Origin of the sequence: Nocardioides sp. GY 10127, from assembly GCF_004919085.1 — a bacterium.
Taxonomy (GTDB): Bacteria; Actinomycetota; Actinomycetes; order Propionibacteriales; family Nocardioidaceae; genus Nocardioides.
In genome coordinates, this window is the sequence record NZ_STGL01000006.1 from 308,743 (window position 1) to 328,433 (window position 19,691).

At 75.2% G+C, this 19,691-nt stretch carries 18 protein-coding genes; 5 read left to right on the plus strand and 13 right to left on the minus strand.

The window, feature by feature from the left end; genetic code table 11:
• Nucleotides 1-30: 30 nt before the first annotated feature.
• The 5 genes from E8D37_RS11530 to E8D37_RS11550 form a co-directional block, all read right to left on the minus strand.
• Nucleotides 31-396: a DUF3054 domain-containing protein gene (locus tag E8D37_RS11530; RefSeq protein ID WP_136569908.1), complete on the minus strand. Its 366-nt coding sequence runs from the start codon at nucleotides 394-396 to the stop codon at nucleotides 31-33.
• A gap of 97 nt (nucleotides 397-493) precedes the next feature.
• Complete coding sequence (locus E8D37_RS11535; RefSeq protein WP_136569909.1) at nucleotides 494-1,135, minus strand: YigZ family protein; 642 nt, start codon at nucleotides 1,133-1,135, stop codon at nucleotides 494-496.
• 154 nt (nucleotides 1,136-1,289) lie between these two features.
• The gene (locus tag E8D37_RS11540; protein ID WP_136569910.1) at nucleotides 1,290-1,982 is read right to left on the minus strand and encodes a LuxR C-terminal-related transcriptional regulator; all 693 of its coding nucleotides are present in this window, start codon (nucleotides 1,980-1,982) and stop codon (nucleotides 1,290-1,292) included.
• Nucleotides 1,966-2,898, minus strand: coding sequence for a sensor histidine kinase (locus tag E8D37_RS11545; RefSeq protein ID WP_136569911.1), 933 nt, complete (start codon nucleotides 2,896-2,898; stop codon nucleotides 1,966-1,968). The genes E8D37_RS11540 and E8D37_RS11545 overlap by 17 nt, the downstream gene beginning before the upstream one ends.
• A gap of 411 nt (nucleotides 2,899-3,309) precedes the next feature.
• Complete coding sequence (locus E8D37_RS11550) at nucleotides 3,310-4,089, minus strand: TSUP family transporter (RefSeq protein ID WP_136569912.1); 780 nt, start codon at nucleotides 4,087-4,089, stop codon at nucleotides 3,310-3,312.
• Nucleotides 4,090-4,176: 87 nt separating this feature from the next.
• Here E8D37_RS11550 and E8D37_RS11555 point away from each other — a divergent pair, with 87 nt between their 5' ends.
• Nucleotides 4,177-4,530 (plus strand): helix-turn-helix transcriptional regulator, encoded by a 354-nt coding sequence (locus E8D37_RS11555; RefSeq protein ID WP_136569913.1) that lies wholly within the window; start codon nucleotides 4,177-4,179, stop codon nucleotides 4,528-4,530.
• A 36-nt stretch (nucleotides 4,531-4,566) separates the two neighbouring features.
• Here the strand turns inward: E8D37_RS11555 and E8D37_RS11560 are convergent, their stop codons facing one another.
• Together E8D37_RS11560 and E8D37_RS11565 are read right to left on the minus strand one after the other, a co-directional pair.
• Nucleotides 4,567-5,172 carry an ATP-dependent Clp protease proteolytic subunit gene (locus E8D37_RS11560; protein ID WP_136569914.1) on the minus strand — a complete coding sequence of 202 codons (606 nt, stop codon included), beginning with the start codon at nucleotides 5,170-5,172 and terminating at the stop codon, nucleotides 4,567-4,569.
• Nucleotides 5,169-5,816, minus strand: coding sequence for an ATP-dependent Clp protease proteolytic subunit (locus E8D37_RS11565; protein WP_136569915.1), 648 nt, complete (start codon nucleotides 5,814-5,816; stop codon nucleotides 5,169-5,171). Before E8D37_RS11565 ends, E8D37_RS11560 begins: the two co-directional genes overlap by 4 nt.
• A gap of 205 nt (nucleotides 5,817-6,021) precedes the next feature.
• Here E8D37_RS11565 and E8D37_RS11570 point away from each other — a divergent pair, with 205 nt between their 5' ends.
• Entirely contained in the window at nucleotides 6,022-6,909 is an 888-nt protein-coding gene (locus E8D37_RS11570) for an ABC transporter substrate-binding protein (RefSeq protein WP_136569916.1), read from the plus strand.
• A gap of 21 nt (nucleotides 6,910-6,930) precedes the next feature.
• On the opposite strand, the gene E8D37_RS11575 is transcribed toward E8D37_RS11570, so the two are convergent.
• The 3 genes from E8D37_RS11575 to E8D37_RS11585 form a co-directional block, all read right to left on the minus strand.
• A complete protein-coding gene (locus E8D37_RS11575) occupies nucleotides 6,931-8,994 on the minus strand; it encodes a VWA domain-containing protein (RefSeq protein ID WP_206055705.1) in 2,064 nt (687 codons plus the stop codon).
• Nucleotides 8,987-10,405 carry a magnesium chelatase gene (locus tag E8D37_RS11580; protein ID WP_136569917.1) on the minus strand — a complete coding sequence of 473 codons (1,419 nt, stop codon included), beginning with the start codon at nucleotides 10,403-10,405 and terminating at the stop codon, nucleotides 8,987-8,989. The genes E8D37_RS11575 and E8D37_RS11580 overlap by 8 nt, the downstream gene beginning before the upstream one ends.
• A 241-nt stretch (nucleotides 10,406-10,646) precedes the next feature.
• The gene (locus E8D37_RS11585) at nucleotides 10,647-11,546 is read right to left on the minus strand and encodes a universal stress protein (RefSeq protein ID WP_136569918.1); all 900 of its coding nucleotides are present in this window, start codon (nucleotides 11,544-11,546) and stop codon (nucleotides 10,647-10,649) included.
• 101 nt (nucleotides 11,547-11,647) lie between these two features.
• On the opposite strand from E8D37_RS11585, the gene E8D37_RS11590 reads away from it, so the two are divergent.
• The 3 genes from E8D37_RS11590 to E8D37_RS11600 all read left to right on the plus strand — a co-directional run bounded on the left by E8D37_RS11590 (nucleotide 11,648) and on the right by E8D37_RS11600 (nucleotide 14,373).
• The gene (locus tag E8D37_RS11590; RefSeq protein WP_136569919.1) at nucleotides 11,648-12,064 is read left to right on the plus strand and encodes a YchJ family metal-binding protein; all 417 of its coding nucleotides are present in this window, start codon (nucleotides 11,648-11,650) and stop codon (nucleotides 12,062-12,064) included.
• 214 nt (nucleotides 12,065-12,278) lie between these two features.
• The gene (locus E8D37_RS11595) at nucleotides 12,279-12,725 is read left to right on the plus strand and encodes a pyridoxamine 5'-phosphate oxidase family protein (RefSeq protein WP_168929728.1); all 447 of its coding nucleotides are present in this window, start codon (nucleotides 12,279-12,281) and stop codon (nucleotides 12,723-12,725) included.
• 76 nt (nucleotides 12,726-12,801) lie between these two features.
• A complete protein-coding gene (locus E8D37_RS11600) occupies nucleotides 12,802-14,373 on the plus strand; it encodes a GAF domain-containing protein (protein ID WP_136569921.1) in 1,572 nt (523 codons plus the stop codon).
• Nucleotides 14,374-14,490: 117 nt separating this feature from the next.
• Here E8D37_RS11600 and E8D37_RS11605 read toward each other — a convergent pair whose 3' ends face one another.
• Genes E8D37_RS11605 through cydB form a run of 3 tightly spaced genes read right to left on the minus strand, consistent with a single transcriptional unit; the run spans nucleotide 14,491 to nucleotide 19,665 of the window.
• Nucleotides 14,491-15,162, minus strand: a complete 672-nt coding sequence (locus tag E8D37_RS11605) for a response regulator transcription factor (RefSeq protein ID WP_346763588.1) — start codon at nucleotides 15,160-15,162, stop codon at nucleotides 14,491-14,493.
• On the minus strand, nucleotides 15,152-18,640 hold the full coding sequence (gene cydD, locus E8D37_RS11610) for a thiol reductant ABC exporter subunit CydD (RefSeq protein ID WP_136569922.1): 3,489 nt from the start codon (nucleotides 18,638-18,640) through the stop codon (nucleotides 15,152-15,154). Before cydD ends, E8D37_RS11605 begins: the two co-directional genes overlap by 11 nt.
• Nucleotides 18,637-19,665, minus strand: coding sequence for a cytochrome d ubiquinol oxidase subunit II (gene cydB, locus E8D37_RS11615; RefSeq protein WP_136569923.1), 1,029 nt, complete (start codon nucleotides 19,663-19,665; stop codon nucleotides 18,637-18,639). The genes cydD and cydB overlap by 4 nt, the downstream gene beginning before the upstream one ends.
• Nucleotides 19,666-19,691: the final 26 nt, after the last annotated feature.

Below are 19,691 nucleotides of genomic sequence, written 5' to 3' on the forward strand. Positions count from 1 at the left end.
GACGCAGTGGGGTCGAGCCACGCCCTCCCGTCAGGCCCGGGCCCGGCGCCGGGCGACCAGGCCCGCGATCGCGCGCCAGCCCAGCAGGAACACGGTGAGGAAGATGATCGTGACGATCAGGAAGCCGAGCGCGATGCCGCGCCCCTGGACCAGGCGCAGCGCCATCCCCAGCACGTAGGTGGAGGCGAGGACGGTGACGCCGGCCGGCCAGACGCCCTGCGGCAGCCACCCGCGCCAGGCGACGAGCGCGTGGCCGACCAGGCAGGCGACCAGGTAGGGCCACGCGATCGTGAGGACGAGCAGCAGCGCCGAGCCGGGCTCGTGCGACTCCCGTCCGGCGGCGGCGAAGGCGAGGACGACGACGAGGTCGAGGAGGACGACGAGCCAGCGGTTCACGCCCCCACTCTCCCGCACGACGCCAGCCGGGCGGGCGCGCGGGTCCTGCCTTGCGGGCGTGCCGGGGTGCCGGCGGGGCGGGCCGGCGGGCCGCCGCTCAGGCGTCGACCCAGCGCTCCCCGGCGACGACGGGCTCGGCGGTGCCGGCGGTGAGCTCGGCCAGCGTGGCCTCGAGCCGGCCGACCCCGTCCGGCGCGACGCCCAGCGTGAGCGTGACGGCGGCGCCGTAGGCGGAGTCGAGCACGTCGACGCCGCGGGTGCGCAGCTCGCCCTCGACCCGCCCGGCCTCGGCGTGGGAGAGCTCCAGCAGGACCTCCGAGCGCAGCCGTCGCTCCCTCGTGCCGGCCTCGGCCAGCGCGGCACGGACGGCGTCCGAGTAGGCCCGGACCAGGCCGCCCGCGCCCAGCAACGTCCCGCCGAACCAGCGGGTGACGACCGCGACGACGTCGCTCATGACGAGCCCCTCGCCGGCCCCGCGCAGCACGTCGAGCATGGGTGCCCCGGCGGTCCCGGCGGGCTCCCCGTCGTCCGAGGACCGCTCGACCGGCACCGGCGGCGGCCCGAGGACGAACGCCGAGCAGTGGTGCCGGGCGTCCCAGTGCTCCTTGCGCAGCCGCTCGACCAGGCCGCGGGCCCCCGCCTCGTCCTCGACCCGGGCGAGCGTGCAGCGGAAGACCGAGCGCTTCACCTCGATCTCGGCCACGGCGTCGCCGGCGGGCACGCGGTAGGCGGTCAGCACGCGCCCGACCCTAGGACACCCGGGCGCGGGCGGTCGGAGCAGCGTCCGGGACGCCGACGGCCCCCGGCGCTCCGCGGGGGCGGGGCGACGGGGGCCGTCGGTGAGGGAGGTGAGGGAGGGGCAGCGCGGGAGGAGCGGGTGGGAGCAGGACGCCTCAGGCGGAGGTGCGGACCTCCGGGCCCTCCCAGCGGACCCGGTGGGCGGCGCCGACCGCGGCCAGCTGCGAGCTGACCTCGAGCTTGCCGAGGACCGACTTGACCTGGGTGCGCACGGTGGCCGGGGAGAGGGTCTCGATGTCCGCGATCTCAGCGACGGTCCGACCGTCCATGAGGTGGCGCAGCACGACGCGCTCGCGGGGCGAGAGCCGCTCGAGCCGCTCGAGGACGTCGCCGTCGCCGGCGGCCCGCTCGAGCCAGGTGGTCACGAGGCGCTCGCGCTCCTCCACGGCCATCACGGGGAAGCCCGTGAGGACGCGGCGGACGACGCCCATGATGTCGGCCAGCGAGCTGGACTTGGGCAGGACGGCGCGGGCGCCGGCCGCCAGGCAACGGCCCCAGCGCGCCTCCTCGGCGGCGCCGGTGACGACGACGACCTGGATGCCGGCCGCGCTCAGCGGGGCGATGAGCGGGGTCGAGTCGCCCAGCGGGGGCAGGTCGAGGTCGAGGAGGACGACCTGCGGCTTGAGCTTGCGCAGCCGCTCGAGCAGGGTGCCCAGGTAGGTCACGTCCTGCGGGCGGATGCGCTCCACGTCGTGACCGCGCAGGGTCAGGGCGAGCTCCAGGGACTCGGCGAACAGCTGGTGGTCCTCGACGAGGGCCACCAGGCCGCTCTCAGAACGCGCGGCCATGGAGCACCACCATCCGGGTCGCGGCCTGCGTGGCGGCCTGCGCGGCAGCCTGCGGGGCGTGGGCGTCCCAGGCGCGGGCCGGGGCGACGGCGTCGGCGGCCGGTCCGCCGGTCCACGGGCTGGAGGTCTCGGGCAGGAGGACGTCCCAGGTCGCGCCACCCTCGCGGGCGACGAGGCGGAGGTCGCCGCCCCAGGTGCGGACGAGGTCGCGCGCCGAGGCCAGGCCGAGGCCCTGCCCCGGGGAGCCGGCGCGGCGGGCCCACGCCTCGAAGACGTGCGGGACCAGCAGCGGGTCGACGCCGGGGCCGTCGTCGCTCACGCGGACCCGGAGGCCGCCGGCCACGCGGGTCGCGGAGACGCGGACGCGGGCGCCGGGGGCGTGCCGGGCGGCGTTCTCGAGCAGGGCACCGACGACCTCGACCACGACGTCCTCGGGGACGCTGGTCCAGGTGCGCTCGACGGGCTGGGCGAGGGTCACGTGGGTGCCGCGGACCTCGTGCAGGTCGCAGACGCGGGCGACGACCCGGTCCAGCGCCACCCGGGCACGGGCGCCGGGCTGCGGGGCGCGCTCGGCGTCGGCGTCCGGCCGGACGCGGCGCTGGAGGCGGCAGGTCTCCTCGACCAGGAGCTGGGTGAGCCGCTCGCGCATGGCGTCGGGCAGCGTCGGGTCGGCCAGCAGGCCGGCCGTGGAGGCCAGGCCGACCGAGATCGAGCGGACCTCGTGCATGGTGAGCGCGGCCTGCTGGGCCTCGGGCGCGGCCTGGGCGGGGGCCTGGGGGGCCTCCTCGCGCTGGACCGGCTCGACCTCGAGGCCGAGCAGGGCCGCGACCCGGGCGGGGTCGAGGTGGTGGGTCATCGTGCCGGCCGCGGGGCGTTCGAAGCGCGTCCCCACCTCCGGCTGGAAGTCGATCGTCATGGTTGCTCCTCCCCGGCGGGCTTCCTGCTCGCCGTTCCCTGGGCCCGGCGGAGCTGGGACTGCCGCCGGTGCAGACCACCGCGGGGGCTGCGTTCCCTCAAACGCTTGCGGTGTCTGAGCACCATGGTGGGTCGGCAAACGACCGTTCACAAGCGGGGTTACGTCCGCTCAGAGCACTGCGGGACCCGTCGATCTCCTACTGTGCGGACATTTTGCCTGGGCAGTTGTGGACGTCCCGTTACCAACCCTTTCCTTTCCGCGTCGACGCCAACCCCGTCAGGTGCACGTTCGTGCTCTCAAAATCCGGTGGTCTCGGAAATGTGGAGCATCTGTGGGTTGCGCGCCACGGACAGGACTGCGCCCAGGTTTCGACAAGATTCCTGAAAGTTTTACCTGCGCCGGCCCCGGAATTCACCACAGACCGAGCTGCTCGCCCCCGATCCGCACGACGAACGCCGCCACCACGAGGACGAAGAAGACCCGGACGAAGGCCGACCCACGGACGATCGCGGTGCGCGCGCCGACGTAGCCGCCCACCAGGTTCGCGGCGCCCATCAGCAGCCCCACCTTCCAGAGGACCGCGCCCTGGGGGACGAACACCACCAGGGCGGCCAGGTTCGTCGCCCAGTTCGCCATCCGGGCCTTGGCCGAGGCCTCGAGGAACGCGTACCCCACGAGGCCCACGAGGGAGAAGACGAAGAACGAGCCGGTGCCGGGGCCGAGCGCACCGTCGTAGAAGCCGATCACGAGGCCGGTGCCCGCGACGGCGGCCAGGTGGCGGCGGCCGGTGAAGCGCAGGGCGGTGTCGGCGCCGAGCTGCGGCCGCAGCACCACGTAGGCGCCGACGAGCACCAGGGCCACGAGCACGATCGGCTCGAAGACGCTCGAGGGCAGGTGGCTGGCCACGAGGGCGCCGAGGGTGGAGCCCGCGAACGCCAGGCCCATGAGCGGCAGCACCGTGCGCAGGTCGGGTCGCACCCGCCGGTAGTAGGTGACCGAGGAGACGGTGGTGCCGCAGATCGAGCCCAGCTTGTTCGTGGCCAGCACCTGCACGGGCGCCGCTCCCGGGAGTCCGAGCAGGAGGGCGGGCAGCTGGATCAGGCCCCCGCCGCCCACCACGGCGTCCACGAACCCCGCCGTGAGCCCCGCGAGCGCGAGCAGGAGCAGGGTCGTGAGGGACGGGTCGGCCACGTGGCCCGACCCTAGTCGGCGGGTCCGGGCGTTCTGCCCTCGGCAGAACCCCTCGGCGCCGGGCCGCCGCCCGCCTAGCCTCGCGACATGGGAGACCTGCTGCCGCTGCCCGCCCGTCCTGCCGAGGCCGGGGCGCCCGCCCGCGCCGCCGAGCCACTGCTCCGCGAGGCGAGCGGGCGCGTCCTGCGCCGCCACCGGCACGAGCGCGGCGAGCGCCTGGCCGAGACCGCCGAGCGGGCCGGCGTCTCGCTCCCCTATCTCTCGGAGATCGAGCGCGGGGTGAAGGAGCCCTCCTCGGAGGTGCTGTCCGCCGTGGCCGGGGCGCTCGGCCTGACGCTGCTGGACCTCACCACGGAGATCGCCCGGGACCTCCAGCGGGACCTGCGGGCCGCGCAGGCGCCGGCGGGGCGACCGCGCGGCACGCTGGCGCTCGCTGCCTGATCACCGGCCTGATCACCGGCCTGATCACCGGCCTGATCACCGGGTGGGGACGTCGCGCGCGGTGATCACCCGGTCCGCCAGGCCGTAGGCCACGATGTCGTCGGCCCGGAGGACGCGGTCGCGGTCGGTGTCGCGGCGCAGCTCGGCGACCGTGCGGCCGGTGTGCAGCGAGAGCGCCTCCTCCAGCTCCGTCCGCACGGCGAGGACCTCCTCGGCGGCGAGGATGAGGTCCGGGATGGCGCCGCGTCCCTGCGCCGAGGGCTGGTGCAGCAGCACCCGGGCGTGCGGCAGCACCGAGCGGTGGCCGGGCTCCCCTGCGGCCAGGAGCAGGGCGGTGGGTGAGAACGCCTGGCCGACGCAGGTCGTCGTCACCGGGGCCCGGCAGAAGCGGATCGTGTCGTAGAGGGCGAACGTCGCCGTGATCGAGCCGCCGGTGGAGTTGAGGTAGAGGTGGATGGGTTCGTCGGGGCTCTCGGCCTCCAGGTGCAGGACCTGGGCGATCAGCGCGTTGGCGACCCCGTCGTCCACCTCCGTGCCGAGGTAGACCACGCGCTCCTCCAGCAGCCGGCTCCAGACGTCGAGCACGCGGTCGCCGCGCGGCCCCTTGCTCACCACGTTCGGCAGGACGTACGAGCCGCTCATCGCGCGCCTCCCGCGGTGGCGAGGTCCGCGCCCAGGCCGAGGCCCGTGCGCCGGACCACCGGCCGGGCCAGCGCGAGGTCGGTGAGGACGGCGTCGGCGAAGCCGTACTCGACCGCCTCGGCGGCCTCGAACGTCCGGTCGCGCAGCGAGTCGGCGAAGACCCTCGCGGGGGTCTGACCGGTGCGCGCGGCGATGATCCCGATGACCGTCTCGCGCATGCGCCGCAGGTCGTCGGCCTGGAGCTCGATGTCCGGGGCCATCCCCCCGATCCCGGCCGAGCCCTGGTGCAGCAGGACCTTGCCGTGCGGCAGGACGTACCGCTTGCCCGGGGTGCCGCAGCAGAGCAGGAACTGGCCGGCGCTGTAGGCCATGCCGAGCGCGAGGGTGGAGACGTCGTTGGGCACGAGGTCGATGAGGTCGGCGATGGCGAGCATCGCGGAGACGGAACCGCCCGGCGAGTGGATCCACAGGGCGATGTCGCTCTCGGGGTCCTGCGCGGAGAGCAGCGCGAGCTGGGCCATGAGCTGGGCGCCGTTGCCGTCGTCCAGCGGGGAGTCGAGCAGCAGGACGCGGTGGGCCAGGAGGTCCTCGGCGGTGCGGGAGGCGAGCGTCGGGGCGACGGCCACGGGAGGTGAGTCGGTCATGCCTCGACCCTCGACCGCCGCGACCTCCCGCCCCAGGCCGCTCTGCTCGGAGCAGAGCCGTTCTGCCCAGGGCGTCCGCACTCGGCAGTTGAGCCCATCCGGGCCCCACTACCGACCCCACCCCACCTCCCTCACCCGCATCGGTAGACGAGCCCGCCCGGGCCCAACTGCCGAGTGCACGGAAGGTCGTGCCTAGGCTCCGGGGGTGCGCGTGGTCTCCCTGCTCCCCTCGACGACCGAGATCTGCTTCGCGCTCGGGGCCGGCAAGGACGTCGTGGGGGTGACGTTCGAGTGCGACCACCCCGCCGAGGCCCGGACGCGGCGGGTGGTCTCCTCCACCACCATGCCCACCGGCCTCGACCCGGCCGGCATCGACGCCTGGGTCCGCCGGGCCACCGCCGCCGGCGAGGACCTCTACCACCTGAACGCCGACGCCCTGGCCGACCTCGACGCCCACCCCGTCACCGGTGCCCGGGACCTGCTCGTGCTCACCCAGGACCTCTGCGCCGTCTGTGCCCTCGACGTCTCCACCGTCGACCAGGCGCTCACCCACCTCGGCTGCACCGCCGAGGTCGTCTCCTACGACCCGCACACCCTCGCCGACCTGCGCGAGGGCGTGCTCACCATCGCCGAGCGGCTGGGCCGTCCGGAGGCCGGGATGGCGCTGGCCGCCCGTTTCGACCCGGCGCTGGCCGCGGTGGCGCGGGCCGACGCCGAGGAGGAGGCCACCCGGGCCGCGCGGCCGCGGGTCGTCGTCCTGGAGTGGACCGACCCGCCCTACGCCCCGGGCCACTGGCTGCCCGAGATGGTGCTCGCGGCCGGCGGCGAGCCGGTGCTCGGCCACCGCGGCGAGCGGTCGGTGCCGACGACCTGGGAGGCCGTCGCCGCGGCCAGGCCCGACCTGGTGGTCGTCGCCCCCTGCGGCTACGACCGCACCGGCGCCCAGGAGCAGGCGGACGCGCTGGTGGCCGCCGGACGGCTGCCGGCCGGCGTCCCCGTGCACGCGGTCGACGCCGACGGCTGCTGGGCGCGCCCCGGGCCACGCGTGCTCGACGGCATCGCCGACCTCGCCGCGCGGCTCGCGCGGCTCTGAGCCCGCGCCCGGGCAGCCCGCTCAGCCGGCCCAGAACCCGCGGCCCCAGCCGAGGTCGCCCGCACCCCACGGCCCGCCGGGCCCCCAGCGTCCGTCCCGACCACCCAGGTAGGAGCCGACCACCGCGGCGCCGAGGTCGTCGAGCTCGGGGGCGACCACGCGCCCGTCGACGCGGTGCGCCATCTGGTCGATGAACCGGGCCAGGCCCGGGTCCTCCCCCAGCCGGAAGAACGTCGTGCGGGCGCCGAGGCGCCGGGCGTTGTCGAGCTCGCGCACCGCGTGGGCGATCGTCAGCGGGTGCGGCGGGTAGGAGAACCAGGCCTCCCCGTCGGGCTCGAGGTGGGCGGTCGGCTCGCCGTCGGTGACGACCAGCAGCACCGGCTGCGCGTTCGGGTGCCGGCGGAAGTGCCGGTTCGCCAGGAGTAGCGCGTGGTGCAGGTTCGTGCCCTTGTCGTACTCCGGCTCCAGGGCGGTGAGCTGCTCGATCTCGGTGGTCGCGGCGTGCCGCCCGAAGGTGATGAGCTGGAGGTCGTCGCCGCGGAACCGGCTGCGCACGAGCGTGTGCAGCGCCAGCGCCGTCCGCTTCATCGGCACCCAGCGGCCGTCCATCGCCATCGAGAAGGACGTGTCGACGCACAGCGCCACCGCGGCCTGGGTCCGCGCCTCGGTCTCGTGCACCTCGACGTCCTCGATGCGCAGCCGCACCCTCCCCGAGCCGGTGAGGCCCTCCCCCGCCTCCCGGACGATGGCGTTGGTGAGGCTGCGGGTGACGTCCCAGGGCTCGGTGTCGCCGAACTCCCACGGGCGGGTGCCCCCGGTGCGGTCGCCGGCCGCGCCGGCCGCGCGCATGTCGCGCTGCCCCGAGCGGTCGCTCATCCGCTGGGCGACGTCGCGCAGCAGCTCCTTGCCGAGCTGACGCATCGCCTTCGGGGTCAGCCGCAGCTGCCCGTCCGAGCCGCGCTCGAGCGTGCCCGTGCGCTGCAGCGCCCGCTCCAGCTCGGCCAGGGTGCGCGCGTCGACCGCAGCGTCGTCGCCGAGCTGGCGGCGCAGGGCGTCGAGGTCCACGTCGTCCATCTGCGCACCGCGGTAGGACTGGGAGAGCTGCTCGGAGAGCGCGTCGAGCTCGGCGAGGTCCTGGAAGACCCCGGTGCCGTCGCCGAGGCCCAGCCCCTGTCCGGGCCCGTCCCCGCCCTGGCCCATCTGCTCGGAGCCACCCCAGTCCTCGCCGGGGCGCAGGCCCTGGAGGTTCGCGTCGAGGCGACCCAGCGCCTCCATCAGCGCGGGCGACCCGAACGCGGCGGCGGAGAGCTCCATCAGCTCCTGCCGCTGCTCGGGCGTCATCGAGTTGAGCATCCGCTGGGCCGCGGCGGCGCGCGACGCCATCGCGTCGAGCAGCTCGTCGAGGTCCTGGGGGTCCTCGGGGAAGAAGTCGCCGTGCTTCGCCATGAAGTCCGCGAAGTCCTCGGGCGTGTCCTCGCCGGCGGCCCGCTTCTCCAGCAGGTCGTTGAGGTCGCCCAGCATCTCCTGGACCGCCGCCCGGTCGGCGTCCGTGGCGCCCTCGAGGGCCTGCTTCATGCCGGCGAAGCGCTGGTCGAGCAGCTCACGGCCCAGCAGGTCCTTGATCTGCTCGAACGCGGCGCGGGCGTCCTGGCTGGCCCAGTCGTAGTCGGCGAGCTCGCTCACCGCCGCGGCAGGCGAGGGCGAGAGGTTGTCGAGCTGGAGCTCCCGGAACGCGCGGTCGTCGTCGTCCATCATCGCGTCGCGCGCGAGCTGCTTGCGCTCCTCGAGCACCGCCCGGTCGAGCAGCTCGCGCACCTCGCGCATCGTCCCGTCCAGCTCGTGCTGGGAGAGCAGCTGCCGCTTCCTGTCCGCCACCTGCCGCGCCAGGTCGTCCAGGCCCCGCTGCGAGCGGCCGCCCCGGCGCAGGAACTCCTGCATCGCCCGCTCGGGGCTGTAGCCGGCCATCACGTCCTCGCCGATGGCGTCGAGCGCCTCGCGGACGTCGACGGGCGGCGCGAGCGGGTCCGGCCCGCCCGTGTAGCGGCCGTAGCGCGACGCGCGTCGCTGGCTCCACACGTCACCCATAGACGGTCTCGCCCTCGCCGGACTCCTTGCTGACACGACGGGCCAGGTAGAGCCCCTCCAGGGCCAGCTCGATCGCGGCGGCGCGCTCGCCGTCGGACGTCGCGCCCACCGCGTCGCACAGCCGGTCGTAGAGGTCGGACTCCCCCAGCACGGGCAGGCCCGAGAGGAAGTCGAGCGCGGAGACCTGCTCACCGGTGGTCACCATGACCCCGGACTCCAGCCGGTCCACGAGCACCCCGAGGTCGATCCCCCGGAACACCGACCGCACCGTCTCGTGCGTGGCGCTGCGCAGCAGGTGCGCGAGGATCTCGGCCTCGCGCCCCTCCTCGCCGGACTCGAACTCGACCTTGCCCCCGAGGACGTCGACGGCGGTCTCCAGGTCGACGACCCGGGCCACGGCCTGCTCCTCGCCCTGCCGGGTCGCCCGGTGCAGCGCCGCCGCCGCGATCGTCTCGGCGCCCGCGATCGCGAACCGGGCGGAGACGCCCGAGCGCTGGTCGACCGCCGAGGACTCGCGCAGGTTGCGGGTGAACCGGGCGAGGATCTCGAGCAGGTGCGGCGGGACGTCGGCGACCAGGTCGGCCTCCTGGCGGATGACCGCCACCTCGTCGTCCAGCTCGAGGGGGTAGTGGGTGCGGATCTCGGCACCGAACCGGTCCTTGAGCGGGGTGATGATCCGCCCGCGGTTGGTGTAGTCCTCGGGGTTGGCGCTGGCCACGACGAGGACGTCGAGGGGCAGCCGCAGCACGTAGCCGCGGATCTGGATGTCGCGCTCCTCCATCACGTTGAGCATCGCGACCTGGATGCGCTCGGCGAGGTCGGGCAGCTCGTTGATCGCCACGATGCCGCGGTGACTGCGCGGGATGAGCCCGAAGTGGATGGTCTCCGGGTCGCCCAGGGAGCGGCCCTCGGCCACCTTCATCGGGTCGACGTCGCCGATGAGGTCGGCCACCGACGTGTCCGGGGTGGCCAGCTTCTCGGCGTACCGCTCGGAGCGGTGCACCCACGAGACGCGCAGGTCGTCGCCGTGGGTCGCGACCGCCTGCTGCGAGGCGAGCGTGATCGGGTCGTAGGGGTGCTCGCCGAGCTCGGAGCCGGAGATCACCGGCGTCCACTCGTCCAGGAGCCCGACCATGGTGCGCAGGAGCCGGGTCTTGCCCTGGCCGCGCTCGCCGAGCAGGACGACGTCGTGGCCGGCCAGGAGCGCCCGCTCCAGCTGCGGCACCACGGTGTTCTCGAAGCCGTGCAGGCCCGGCCACGGGTCGCGGCCCTCGCGCAGCGCGGCCAGCAGGTTGTCGCGGATCTCGGTGCGCAGGGGCTTGTGGACGTGGCCGGAGGCCCGGAGGTCGCCGAGCGTGGCGATCGTCGGGGCGGGGGTGCGGGCGGGCTGGGTGGGTGCCGGGGAGCTCACGGCGGCCACGCTACGCCCGCGCCCCAGCGCTGGGGAGGGCCTGCGAGGCCCCCGGGGGCGGCAGGGCACGGCAGAGGGAGGGCCCCGTGCCGGGAGAGTGGCACGGGGCCCGGGTGCGTCCACCGTCCTGGACGCGGGGTGACGGTCGTCGGGCGCGCGTCCGGCTACCGCCACGTGCGCCGGAGGAGCCGGGCCTCTCCCGGGGCCCCTCCGGTCCGTCAGTGCGCGGTCGCGGTGCCGGTCAGCCCGGCACCACCATGACGGCGCCCTCCGCGTGCTCCAGGACGGCCAGCGAGACCGACCCGAGCACCACGCTGTCGACCAGGCCGGCCCGGCGGTGCCCCACGACCACGAGGTCGCGGCCACGGGCCGCCTTGAGCACCGCCTCGTCCGGCAGCCCGCCCACCAGGACGGTGCCGACCGCGACGTCGGGGTGCTTCTCCGCCAGGCCCGCCACGGAGCCCGAGACCGCCGCGGCCACGTCGGCCACGTGCGGGTCGTGCGGGTCCATCGGCTGGCCGGCTGCCCCGCGGTCCCACGGCAGGCAGTGCAGCACCGTGAGCGGCAGGCCGCGCGCGGCCGCCTGCTCGAAGGCGACCTCGGCAGCGGGGCGCGAGCGCTCCGTGCCGTCCACGGCCACGAGGACGCCGCGGGCGCCGTTGGCGTCGAGCGGCGTCGAGCGCGGGCGCAGCACGACGACGGGGCACGAGGAGTGCCGGGCCAGGGTGGCCGAGACCGAGCCGAGGACGAGGCTGCGCACGGGGCCGAGGCCCCGCGAGCCGAGGACGATCATGGCGGCCTCGTGCGAGAGGTCGAGCATGAGCGAGCGGGCGTCCTCGCCCCGGACGATCGTGCGCACCTCCACCTCGGAGGAGAGCTCCGCGACGGTGGCGGCGGCGTCCGCGACGAGCCCCTCGGTGGCGGCGCGGACGTCGGCCTCGATGGGGGCCGGGTCGATGCCGGCCTGGGCCAGCCAGACGCTGCTGACCGGCTTCCACGCGCTCACCAGGCACAGCGGGCGGCGCGTGAGGGTGGCTTGACCGACGGCCCAGGTCAGGGCGTCGGAGGCGGCGGTGGAACCGTCGACACCGACGACGATGGCACCGGCGGCCGGGCTCTGGGTGACGTTGCTGGTGGTCATGCCCCCATCCTGACCCGCCGGTAGCGAGTGCCGGAGGGTCGTAGGACCTGTCTTTAGTCCCGGGTCCGGGAGGCCGTCCCGGACGCCCGTACGGTGGTGCCGTGCTCCCCTCCGCCGGCCCCTGCCCCTGCGGCTCCGGCCGCGCCTACGACGCCTGCTGCGGGCCCCTCCACCGGGGCGCGGAGCGTGCGTCGACCCCCGAGCAGCTCATGCGCAGCCGCTACGCCGCCTTCGCCCGCGGCGAGGCCGACTACCTGTTCCGCACCTGGCACCCCCGCACCCGCCCGGACGACGTGGGCGTGGACGCCACGACCACGTGGACCGGCCTGGAGGTGCACGGGAGCGGGCTCACGCCCGCCGACCCCGACGACCCGCGCGGTACCGACGCCCCGCAGGAGGGCTGGGTCGAGTTCACGGCGCACTACGCGGTCGGCGGGGCCCGCGGGCGGCTGCACGAGCGCAGCCGCTTCGTCCTGAGGGCCGGTCACTGGCTCTACCTGGACGGCGTGCACGACTGAGCCGGGCGGGCTGCTGCGGCTGCCGCACCGCCGATCCGCAAGCGTCCGCGCGAAGCCTTCACGGGGTCTTCACGCGGCCCCTCGCGGGCCCTGTCAGGGTCCCCGCCATGGTCCCCGCCACCGGGGACCATGGACCCTGCGAGTTGCGTCGGAGGCTCCCGCACCATGGCAGCGTCCAGCCACGTATCCACCACCGACGCCCAGGGAGGACCAGGTGCTCCAGACCCTCGAGCTCACCCTCTCCGAGAGTGAGTCGCTGCTGCGGGCCGGCACGACCGGTCGCATCGCGATCTCCACGCCGGAGGGCCCGCACATCATCCCCGTGAACTACTCGGTCGTCGCCGACCAGGTGGTCGTGAGGACGTCGCCGTACTCCCTGCTCGGCACCCACGCGGCCGACACGGTGCTGGCGTTCGAGACCGACCACTTCGACCACGTCGAGCAGCGGGGCTGGAGCGTGCTGGTGCGCGGCAAGGGCGAGGTCATCACCGACCTCGGTCGGCTCGCCGAGATCCGGGCCGTCTGGCCGCCGCGTCCGTGGGCCGCGGGCAACCGCAACCTCCACGTCGGCATCCGCCTCACCGAGATCACCGGGCGCCGCCTGGGCAACGGGTGGGACCTGATGGAGTCCGTGCCCCGTCCCGTCCGCTCCGTCGGCTGAGCGCGGTCTGCGACACCCCTGACGGCATCTGCCGCCTCCTGCTGACCCGGGGCCGTCGGTGCGACAGGATGGGCGGGTGCCCCACCGCCGCCCAGAGATGACCAAGCACGCGCACGCCCTCCTCGACGCCGTCGTCGCGATCTCCAGCGACCTCGACCTCGCCAGCGTGCTCGAGCGCATCGTGCGCGCCGCCTGCGAGCTCACCAGCGCCGGGTACGGCGCGCTCGGCGTGCTCGGCTCCGACGGCGAGATCAGCGAGTTCCTCACCCACGGCATGAGCGCCGACCAGCGCCGCGGCATCGGCGCGCCACCCCGCGGCCGGGGCATCCTCGGCCTGCTCATCAAGGACCCGCGCCCCCTGCGCCTGCACGACCTCAACGCGCACCCGGACTCCTACGGTTTCCCGGCCAACCACCCGCCGATGGACACGTTCCTCGGCGTCCCCGTCCGGATCCGCGGCACGGTCTTCGGCAACCTCTACCTGACCCAGAAGGACGGCGGGGAGGACTTCACCGAGACCGACGTCATGCTCGTCGAGGCGCTGGCCTCCGCGGCCGGCCTCGTCATCGAGAACGCCCGCGCCTACACCCTCGGCGAGCGCCGCCGGCAGTGGCTCCAGGCCGCGGCCGAGCTGGTCGACGAGCTCCAGCCGCCGCTCGAGCACGACGAGGCGCTGCGCCGCGTCGCCCGCGCCGCCTCCCACGTCCTGCGCTCCCGGGGGACGGCGATCGTGCACGCCGAGGACAGCGCGATGGCCGCCGCCGACAGCGCGGCGATCGCCACCCTCGAGGACGTCGAGGACCTGCGCCAGGACCTCTACGCGCTGCTGCAGGCGCTGCCGACGCCGGTCGTCGACCCGGTCGAGTGGCGCGAGGACGGGCAGCGGGCCGTCGTCGTCCCGCTGCGCTCGCACCTGAGCGGCGCGGCCCTGCTCATCACGTTCCTCAGCGAGCAGAACTCCGCCCTCGAGGCGGAGGAGCGCGAGCTGCTCATCTCCTTCGCCGACCAGGCCGCCCTGGCCCTCGACCGTGCGCAGGCCATCGACGACCGCGCCCAGCTCGCCGTCATCGGGGACCGCGAGCGGATCGCCCGCGACCTGCACGACACCGTGATCCAGCGACTGTTCGCGACCGGGCTCCACCTCCAGGGCGCCTCCATGGCGGCCACCGACCCGGTGCTCTCCGAGCGCATCGGCAAGGCCGTGGACGAGCTCGACCACACCATCCGCGACATCCGCGGCACCATCTTCGAGCTCACCAGCGACGGCAAGGCCTCGCTCAAGACCCGCACCCGGACGCTGGCCCGCGAGTACGCGCGGCTGCTCGGCCACAACCCCGACGTCACGATCGAGGGCCCCATCGACACCGCGGTCCCGGAGAACGTGGCCGAGCAGGTCGTCCCGCTGCTGCGCGAGGCCCTCTCCAACGTCGCTCGGCACGCGCGCGCCACCCAGACCGAGGTGCTCCTGCGCTCCGCCGACGGCACCTTCACGCTCGAGGTCGCCGACAACGGGGTCGGCCCCGGCGTGCCGGACCACGAGAGCGGGCTGCGCAACGCCCGCTCCCGCGCCACCGACCTGGGCGGCAGCTTCGCGCTCGAGGCCCGCGACCCGCGCGGCACGCTCTTCCGCTGGAGCGTCCCGGTCTGAGCCGGACGCACGTCGGCCCCCGTCCCGGTTCCTCTCGAGGAGGGCGGGGCGGGGGCCGAGCGTGGCGGGCCGTCGCGACGGCCCGGTGATCAGTGGACCCTGATCAGTGGCGCTGGCTCACTTGGGCTTGCCGTCGGGGCCCAGCAGCTTGGACGCCAGGACGGCGGCCTGCGTGCGGCGCTCGAGGCCCAGCTTGGCGAGGATCGAGGAGACGTAGTTCTTCACCGTCTTCTCCGCGAGGAACATCCGCTCGCCGATCTGGCGGTTGGTGAGTCCCTCGGCGATCAGCGCGAGCAGCTTGAGCTCCTGCTCGGTGAGGTTCGCCAGCTCGGGCGCGGTGGCCGGGCCGTTGCGCACCCGGTCGAGCACGCGCGCGGTGAGCGCGGGGTCGATGAGGGAGTTGCCGTCGGCGACCTGGCGGATCGCGCCGACGAGGTCCATGCCCCGCACGTCCTTGAGGACGTAGCCGGACGCGCCGGCCATGATCGCGGCGAAGAGCGCCTCGTCGTCGTCGTAGGAGGTGAGGATGAGAGCGCGGATGTCGGGGTCGACGGCGCGGATGGACCGGCAGACCTCGATGCCGGACCCGTCGGGCAGGCGGGCGTCGAGCACGGCCACGTCGGGCTTGAGCGCGGGGATCCGCGAGGCGGCCTCCTCGGCCAGACCGGACTCACCGACCACGGTGATCATGCCGGTGCCCTCGAGCAGGCTCCGCAGGCCCTGTCGCACGACCTCGTGGTCGTCGAGCAGGAACACGGAGATCATCCTGTCCTCGGCCTTATCGGACATGCGGCAGCTCCTCTGCGTCTCCCCTACCCGGACCGTCCGGGCCATCGCCGCGGAGGGCGGCGACAGGCCCTAGGTCTATCACCTCGTCCACCCGAGTGAGACCGGCACTCCCATGAGTGACCCACACGATCGTCCGAGCGGGGCCTGTGCCCTTCCTCACGTCCGCCCCGGACACCTCTCCCCGCACCGGTCCCAGCACCTCCGAGGCGAGCTCCTCCGCGGTGGCCTCGTCGAGGTGGGCGGTGGGCTCGTCGAGGACGAGGACCTGCTGGTCGGCCAGCAGGGAGCGGGCGATCGCGAGCCGCGCGCGCTCGCCGCCGGACACGGCGGCGTGGCCGTCGCCCACCCACGTGTCCAGGCCCTGGGGCAGCGCGTCGAGCCACGGACCGAGCCGGGCCGCCCGCAGCGCGGCCTCGACCTCGGGGTCGCTCGCGGCGGGCCGCGCCAGCCGCACGTTCTCCGCGACCGTCGAGGCGAACACGTGCGGGTCGTCGTCGACCAGGCCGACGCGTCCCCGCACGTCCGCGAGGACCATCCGGTCCAGGTCCGCCCCACCGAGCCGGACGCGGCCGGCGCTGGGGTCGAGGAAGCGCAGCATCAGCGCGACCAGGGTCGACTTCCCGCAGCCCGAGGGCCCGACGACGGCGACACGGCCACCCTGGGGCACCCGCAGGTCCAGGCCCTCGAAGGCGGTGGTGCCCTCCCAGCCGGCGCTCACGCCGGCCAGGTCGAGGTCGGTGCCGCGCGGCTGCGGTCCGACGGCCCGCGGCTCGGTGACGGCGGGCTCCATGGTGGCCAGGGCCTCCAGGCGCGCCCGGGCGGCGCTCGTGCGCGCCGAGAGCGCGCCCGCGTCGGCGAGCGGCAGGGCGACGTCCGAGAGCGCCAGCGGAAGCAGCACCAGCAGCGCGCACACGGGCCCGCTCACGGACCCCAGCGCCACCGACGGCGCCACGAGGAGGGCGGTGGTGGCGACCCCGGCACCCGTGAGCAGCAGGACGGCGGCACGGGCCGCGCCCCACCAGGTGGCCGACGTGGTGGTGGCCGCGCCGAGCCGGTCGCTGACCGCCCCGACCGACTCCGCGGCGGTGCCGACCGCCTGCCACATGGTCAGCTCCTCGCCGAGCGCCGCGGCGGCCACGACCTCGTCGGAGAGGGCCGCGCGCAGCGCGACCGCGCGCCGCTCGGCGCGCGCGGCGCCGGTGCGGGCGACGTACCAGGCGGCCGCGCCGGCCAGGGCGGCGTACGCCCCGACCACGAGCCCGGCGACGGGCACGAGGACGGTCGCCACCACGGTGGCGAGCACCGCGACGATGACGTAGCCGCGCAGGGGCATGAGCACGCGCAGCTCGTGGTCCAGCTCCGCGTCGACGTCGTCGACGACGGAGGCGAGCAGGTCGCCGCGCCGACGGCCGAGCCGGCCGGGCACGAGCGGCACCAGCGACGTCCACACCTTCACCCGGCGCTCGGCGAGCAGCCGCAGCACCACGTCGTGGGAGAGCAGGCGCTCCGCGTAGCGCAGGACCGGGCGGCCGATGCCGAAGGTGCGCACGCCCACGATCGCGACCATGAGGGTCAGCACGGGCGGCATGAGCGAGGCCTGGACGATCAGCCAGCCGGCCGTCGCGGTGAGGGCGACGCCGCAGCCCGAGGCCAGGGCCCCGAGGACGGTCGCCAGCGCCAGGCGGCCGCGGCCGCCGGCCTCGACGGCCTCCTCCTCGTCCGCGCGCAGGACGCGACGGGGGCGGGCCGCGGTCGCGGCCGCCAGCGAGGCGTGGGCGTCGGTGGCCGTGGTCGGGTTCGGGACGGGCGAGGGCGCGGGCAGGGCGACGACGTGGTCGGCCGCCTCGACGAGCGCCGGGCGGTGGGCCACCACGACGACGGCCCGCTCGCGGGCCAGGCCCACCAGGGTGTCGGTGATGACCCGCTCGGTGAGCGCGTCGAGGTGGGCGGTCGGCTCGTCGAGCAGCACCCACGGGCGGTCGGCGACGACCACGCGGGCGAGCGACAGCCGGGCGCGCTCGCCGGCGGACAGCGTGCTGCCGTCCTCGCCCAGCGGGGTGTCGAGGCCCAGCGGCAGGTCGCGGACGCGCTCCTCGAGCGCGACCTGGGCCAGCGCGGCCCACAGGTCGGCCTCCGAGGCCTCGGGGCGCCCGAGGCGCAGGTTGTCCGCCAGCGTGCCGGGCACGAAGCCGGGTCGCTGGGGCAGCCACGCCACGTCGCGCTGCCACGCGGCGAGCGCGGTGGCGTCGGCGAGCGGGCGGCCGTCGCGGCGCACGGTGCCGGACGTCGGGGGCAGCAGCCCGGCGAGCACGGCCAGCAGCGTCGACTTGCCGCAGCCCGACGGCCCGGTGAGCGCGGTGAGGCCGCGGGCGGGGAGCACGGCGCTGACGTCGGACAGCGCCGGCACCGTGCGGCCCTCGCGCAGGACGGTGACGCCCTCCACGGTGAGCGCGCCGGCGGCGGGGTGGGCCCCGGCCGCCACTGCCTCGCCCGCGGTGGCGGGGGCGGGCGCGGTGGCGGCGGCCGGGGTGTCGAGGAGCGCCGAGACCTGCTCGACGGTGGCCACGCCCTCGGCGGCGGCGTGGAACTCCTGCCCGACGCGGCGCAGCGGCCAGTAGGCCTCGGGCGCGAGCAGCAGGACGACGAGCGCGGTGTGCAGGTCGAGCCCGCCGGCCGCCAGGCGCAGGCCGACGGTGACCGCGACCAGGGCGACGGAGATGGTGGCGACGAGCTCGAGCACGCCCGAGGAGAGGAACGCGATCCGCAGCGTCTCCATGGTGCGGCGGCGGTAGCCGTCGGTGGCCCGGCGGATCACCGCGGTCTGCGCCTCCGCGCGACGGAACGCCACGAGGGTCGGCAGGCCGCGCACGACGTCCAGGAAGTGCCCGGACAGGGACGAGAGCGCGCGCCACTGGGCGTCCGCGCGGTCGCGGGTGGCGAGCCCGACGAGGGCGCCGAAGACGGGGATGAGCGGGAGGGTGAGGACGACGATGAGCGCGCTGAGCCAGTCCTGCGTCGCGATCGCGACCACGGTGAGGGCCGGCAGCACGGTCGCCAGCGCCAGGGCCGGCAGGTAGCGCGTGAGGTACGGCTCCAGGGCGGTGACGCCGCGGGTGACCAGGACGGCGCGACGGCCGCTGGCCTCGGCGTCCCCGGAGGTGCCGCTCGGCACGGCGAGCACGCGCGCGACGAGCTGGCGGCGCACCTCGCCGCCGACCCGCGAGGCGGCGGAGGCGGTGAGCCGGTCCGTGGCCCAGCCCGCGAGGCCGCGCAGGGCCAGGACGGCGGCCGAGGCGGCCGCCCAGCCGACGACGGCCGAGGAGGAGAGGTCCTGGACCGCGGAGACGACCAGGCCGGTCATGGTGAACGCCTGGCCGATGACGAGCAGGGCGCTCAGGGTCTGGAAAACGGCGACGCCCGCCAGCTGGCGCCGGGCGGGCGCCAGCCGACGGACGAGCCGCGGGTCGGTGGGCCTCACGCAGCCGACCCCGCGAGGGTCTCCTCGGGGATGTGCAGCGTGGAGATCCGCTTGCGGAACACCCAGTAGCTCCACGCCTGGTAGGCCAGGACGATCGGAGTGAAGATCGCCGCGACGACCGTCATCACGGTGAGCGTGTAGGCGGTGGCGGAGGCGTTCGTGGTGGTGAGGTTGTAGGCGGCGTCGATCGACGAGGGCATCACGTTCGGGAACAGGGCCAGGAAGAGGCCCGCGACGCCCGCGGCGATGGTGACGAAGGTGCCCACGAAGGCCCAGCCCTCACGGCCCTGGAGCGCGGCGACGATGCCGCCCACCAGGCAGAGCGCGGCCACGACGAAGGCCACCGCGGAGGCGACCGACCCGGTCATGACCTGGGTCCACAGCAGGAACGCGACGGCGATGACCGCGGCGCCGACGCCGAGGCGGACCGAGAGGGCACGGGCGCGGTAGCGGACGTCACCGTCGGTCTTGAGCGCGATGTACATGGCGCCGTGGGTGAGGAACAGCGTCAGGGTCATCAGGCCGCCCAGCAGGGCGTAGGGGTTGAGCAGGTTGAAGAACCCGCCCGTGTACTCGAGGTGGCCGTTGAGCTCCTCGATCGGGACGCCGCGCAGGATGTTGGCGAAGGCCACGCCCCACAGCAGCGCCGGGACGAACGAGCCGATGATGAGCGCGAGGTCCCAGTTGCGGCGCCACCGTGCGTCGTCCCGCTTGTGGCGGTACTCGAAGCCCAGCCCACGGACGATCAGCCCGCACAGGATGAGCAGCAGGGGCAGGTAGAACCCGCTGAACAGGGTGGCGTACCACTCGGGGAACGCGGCGAAGGTGGCGCCGCCGGCCACGAGGACCCAGACCTCGTTGCCGTCCCAGACCGGGCCGATGGTGTTGATGAGGACGCGCCGCTCGCGCTCGGTGCGCCCGAGGACCGGCAGCAGCATCGCGACGCCGAAGTCGAAGCCCTCGAGGGCGAAGTACCCGATCCAGAGGATCGTGATGAGGCTGAACCAGACGGTGGTCAGTTCCATGACAGTTCTCTCTCGTCTCTGCTTCT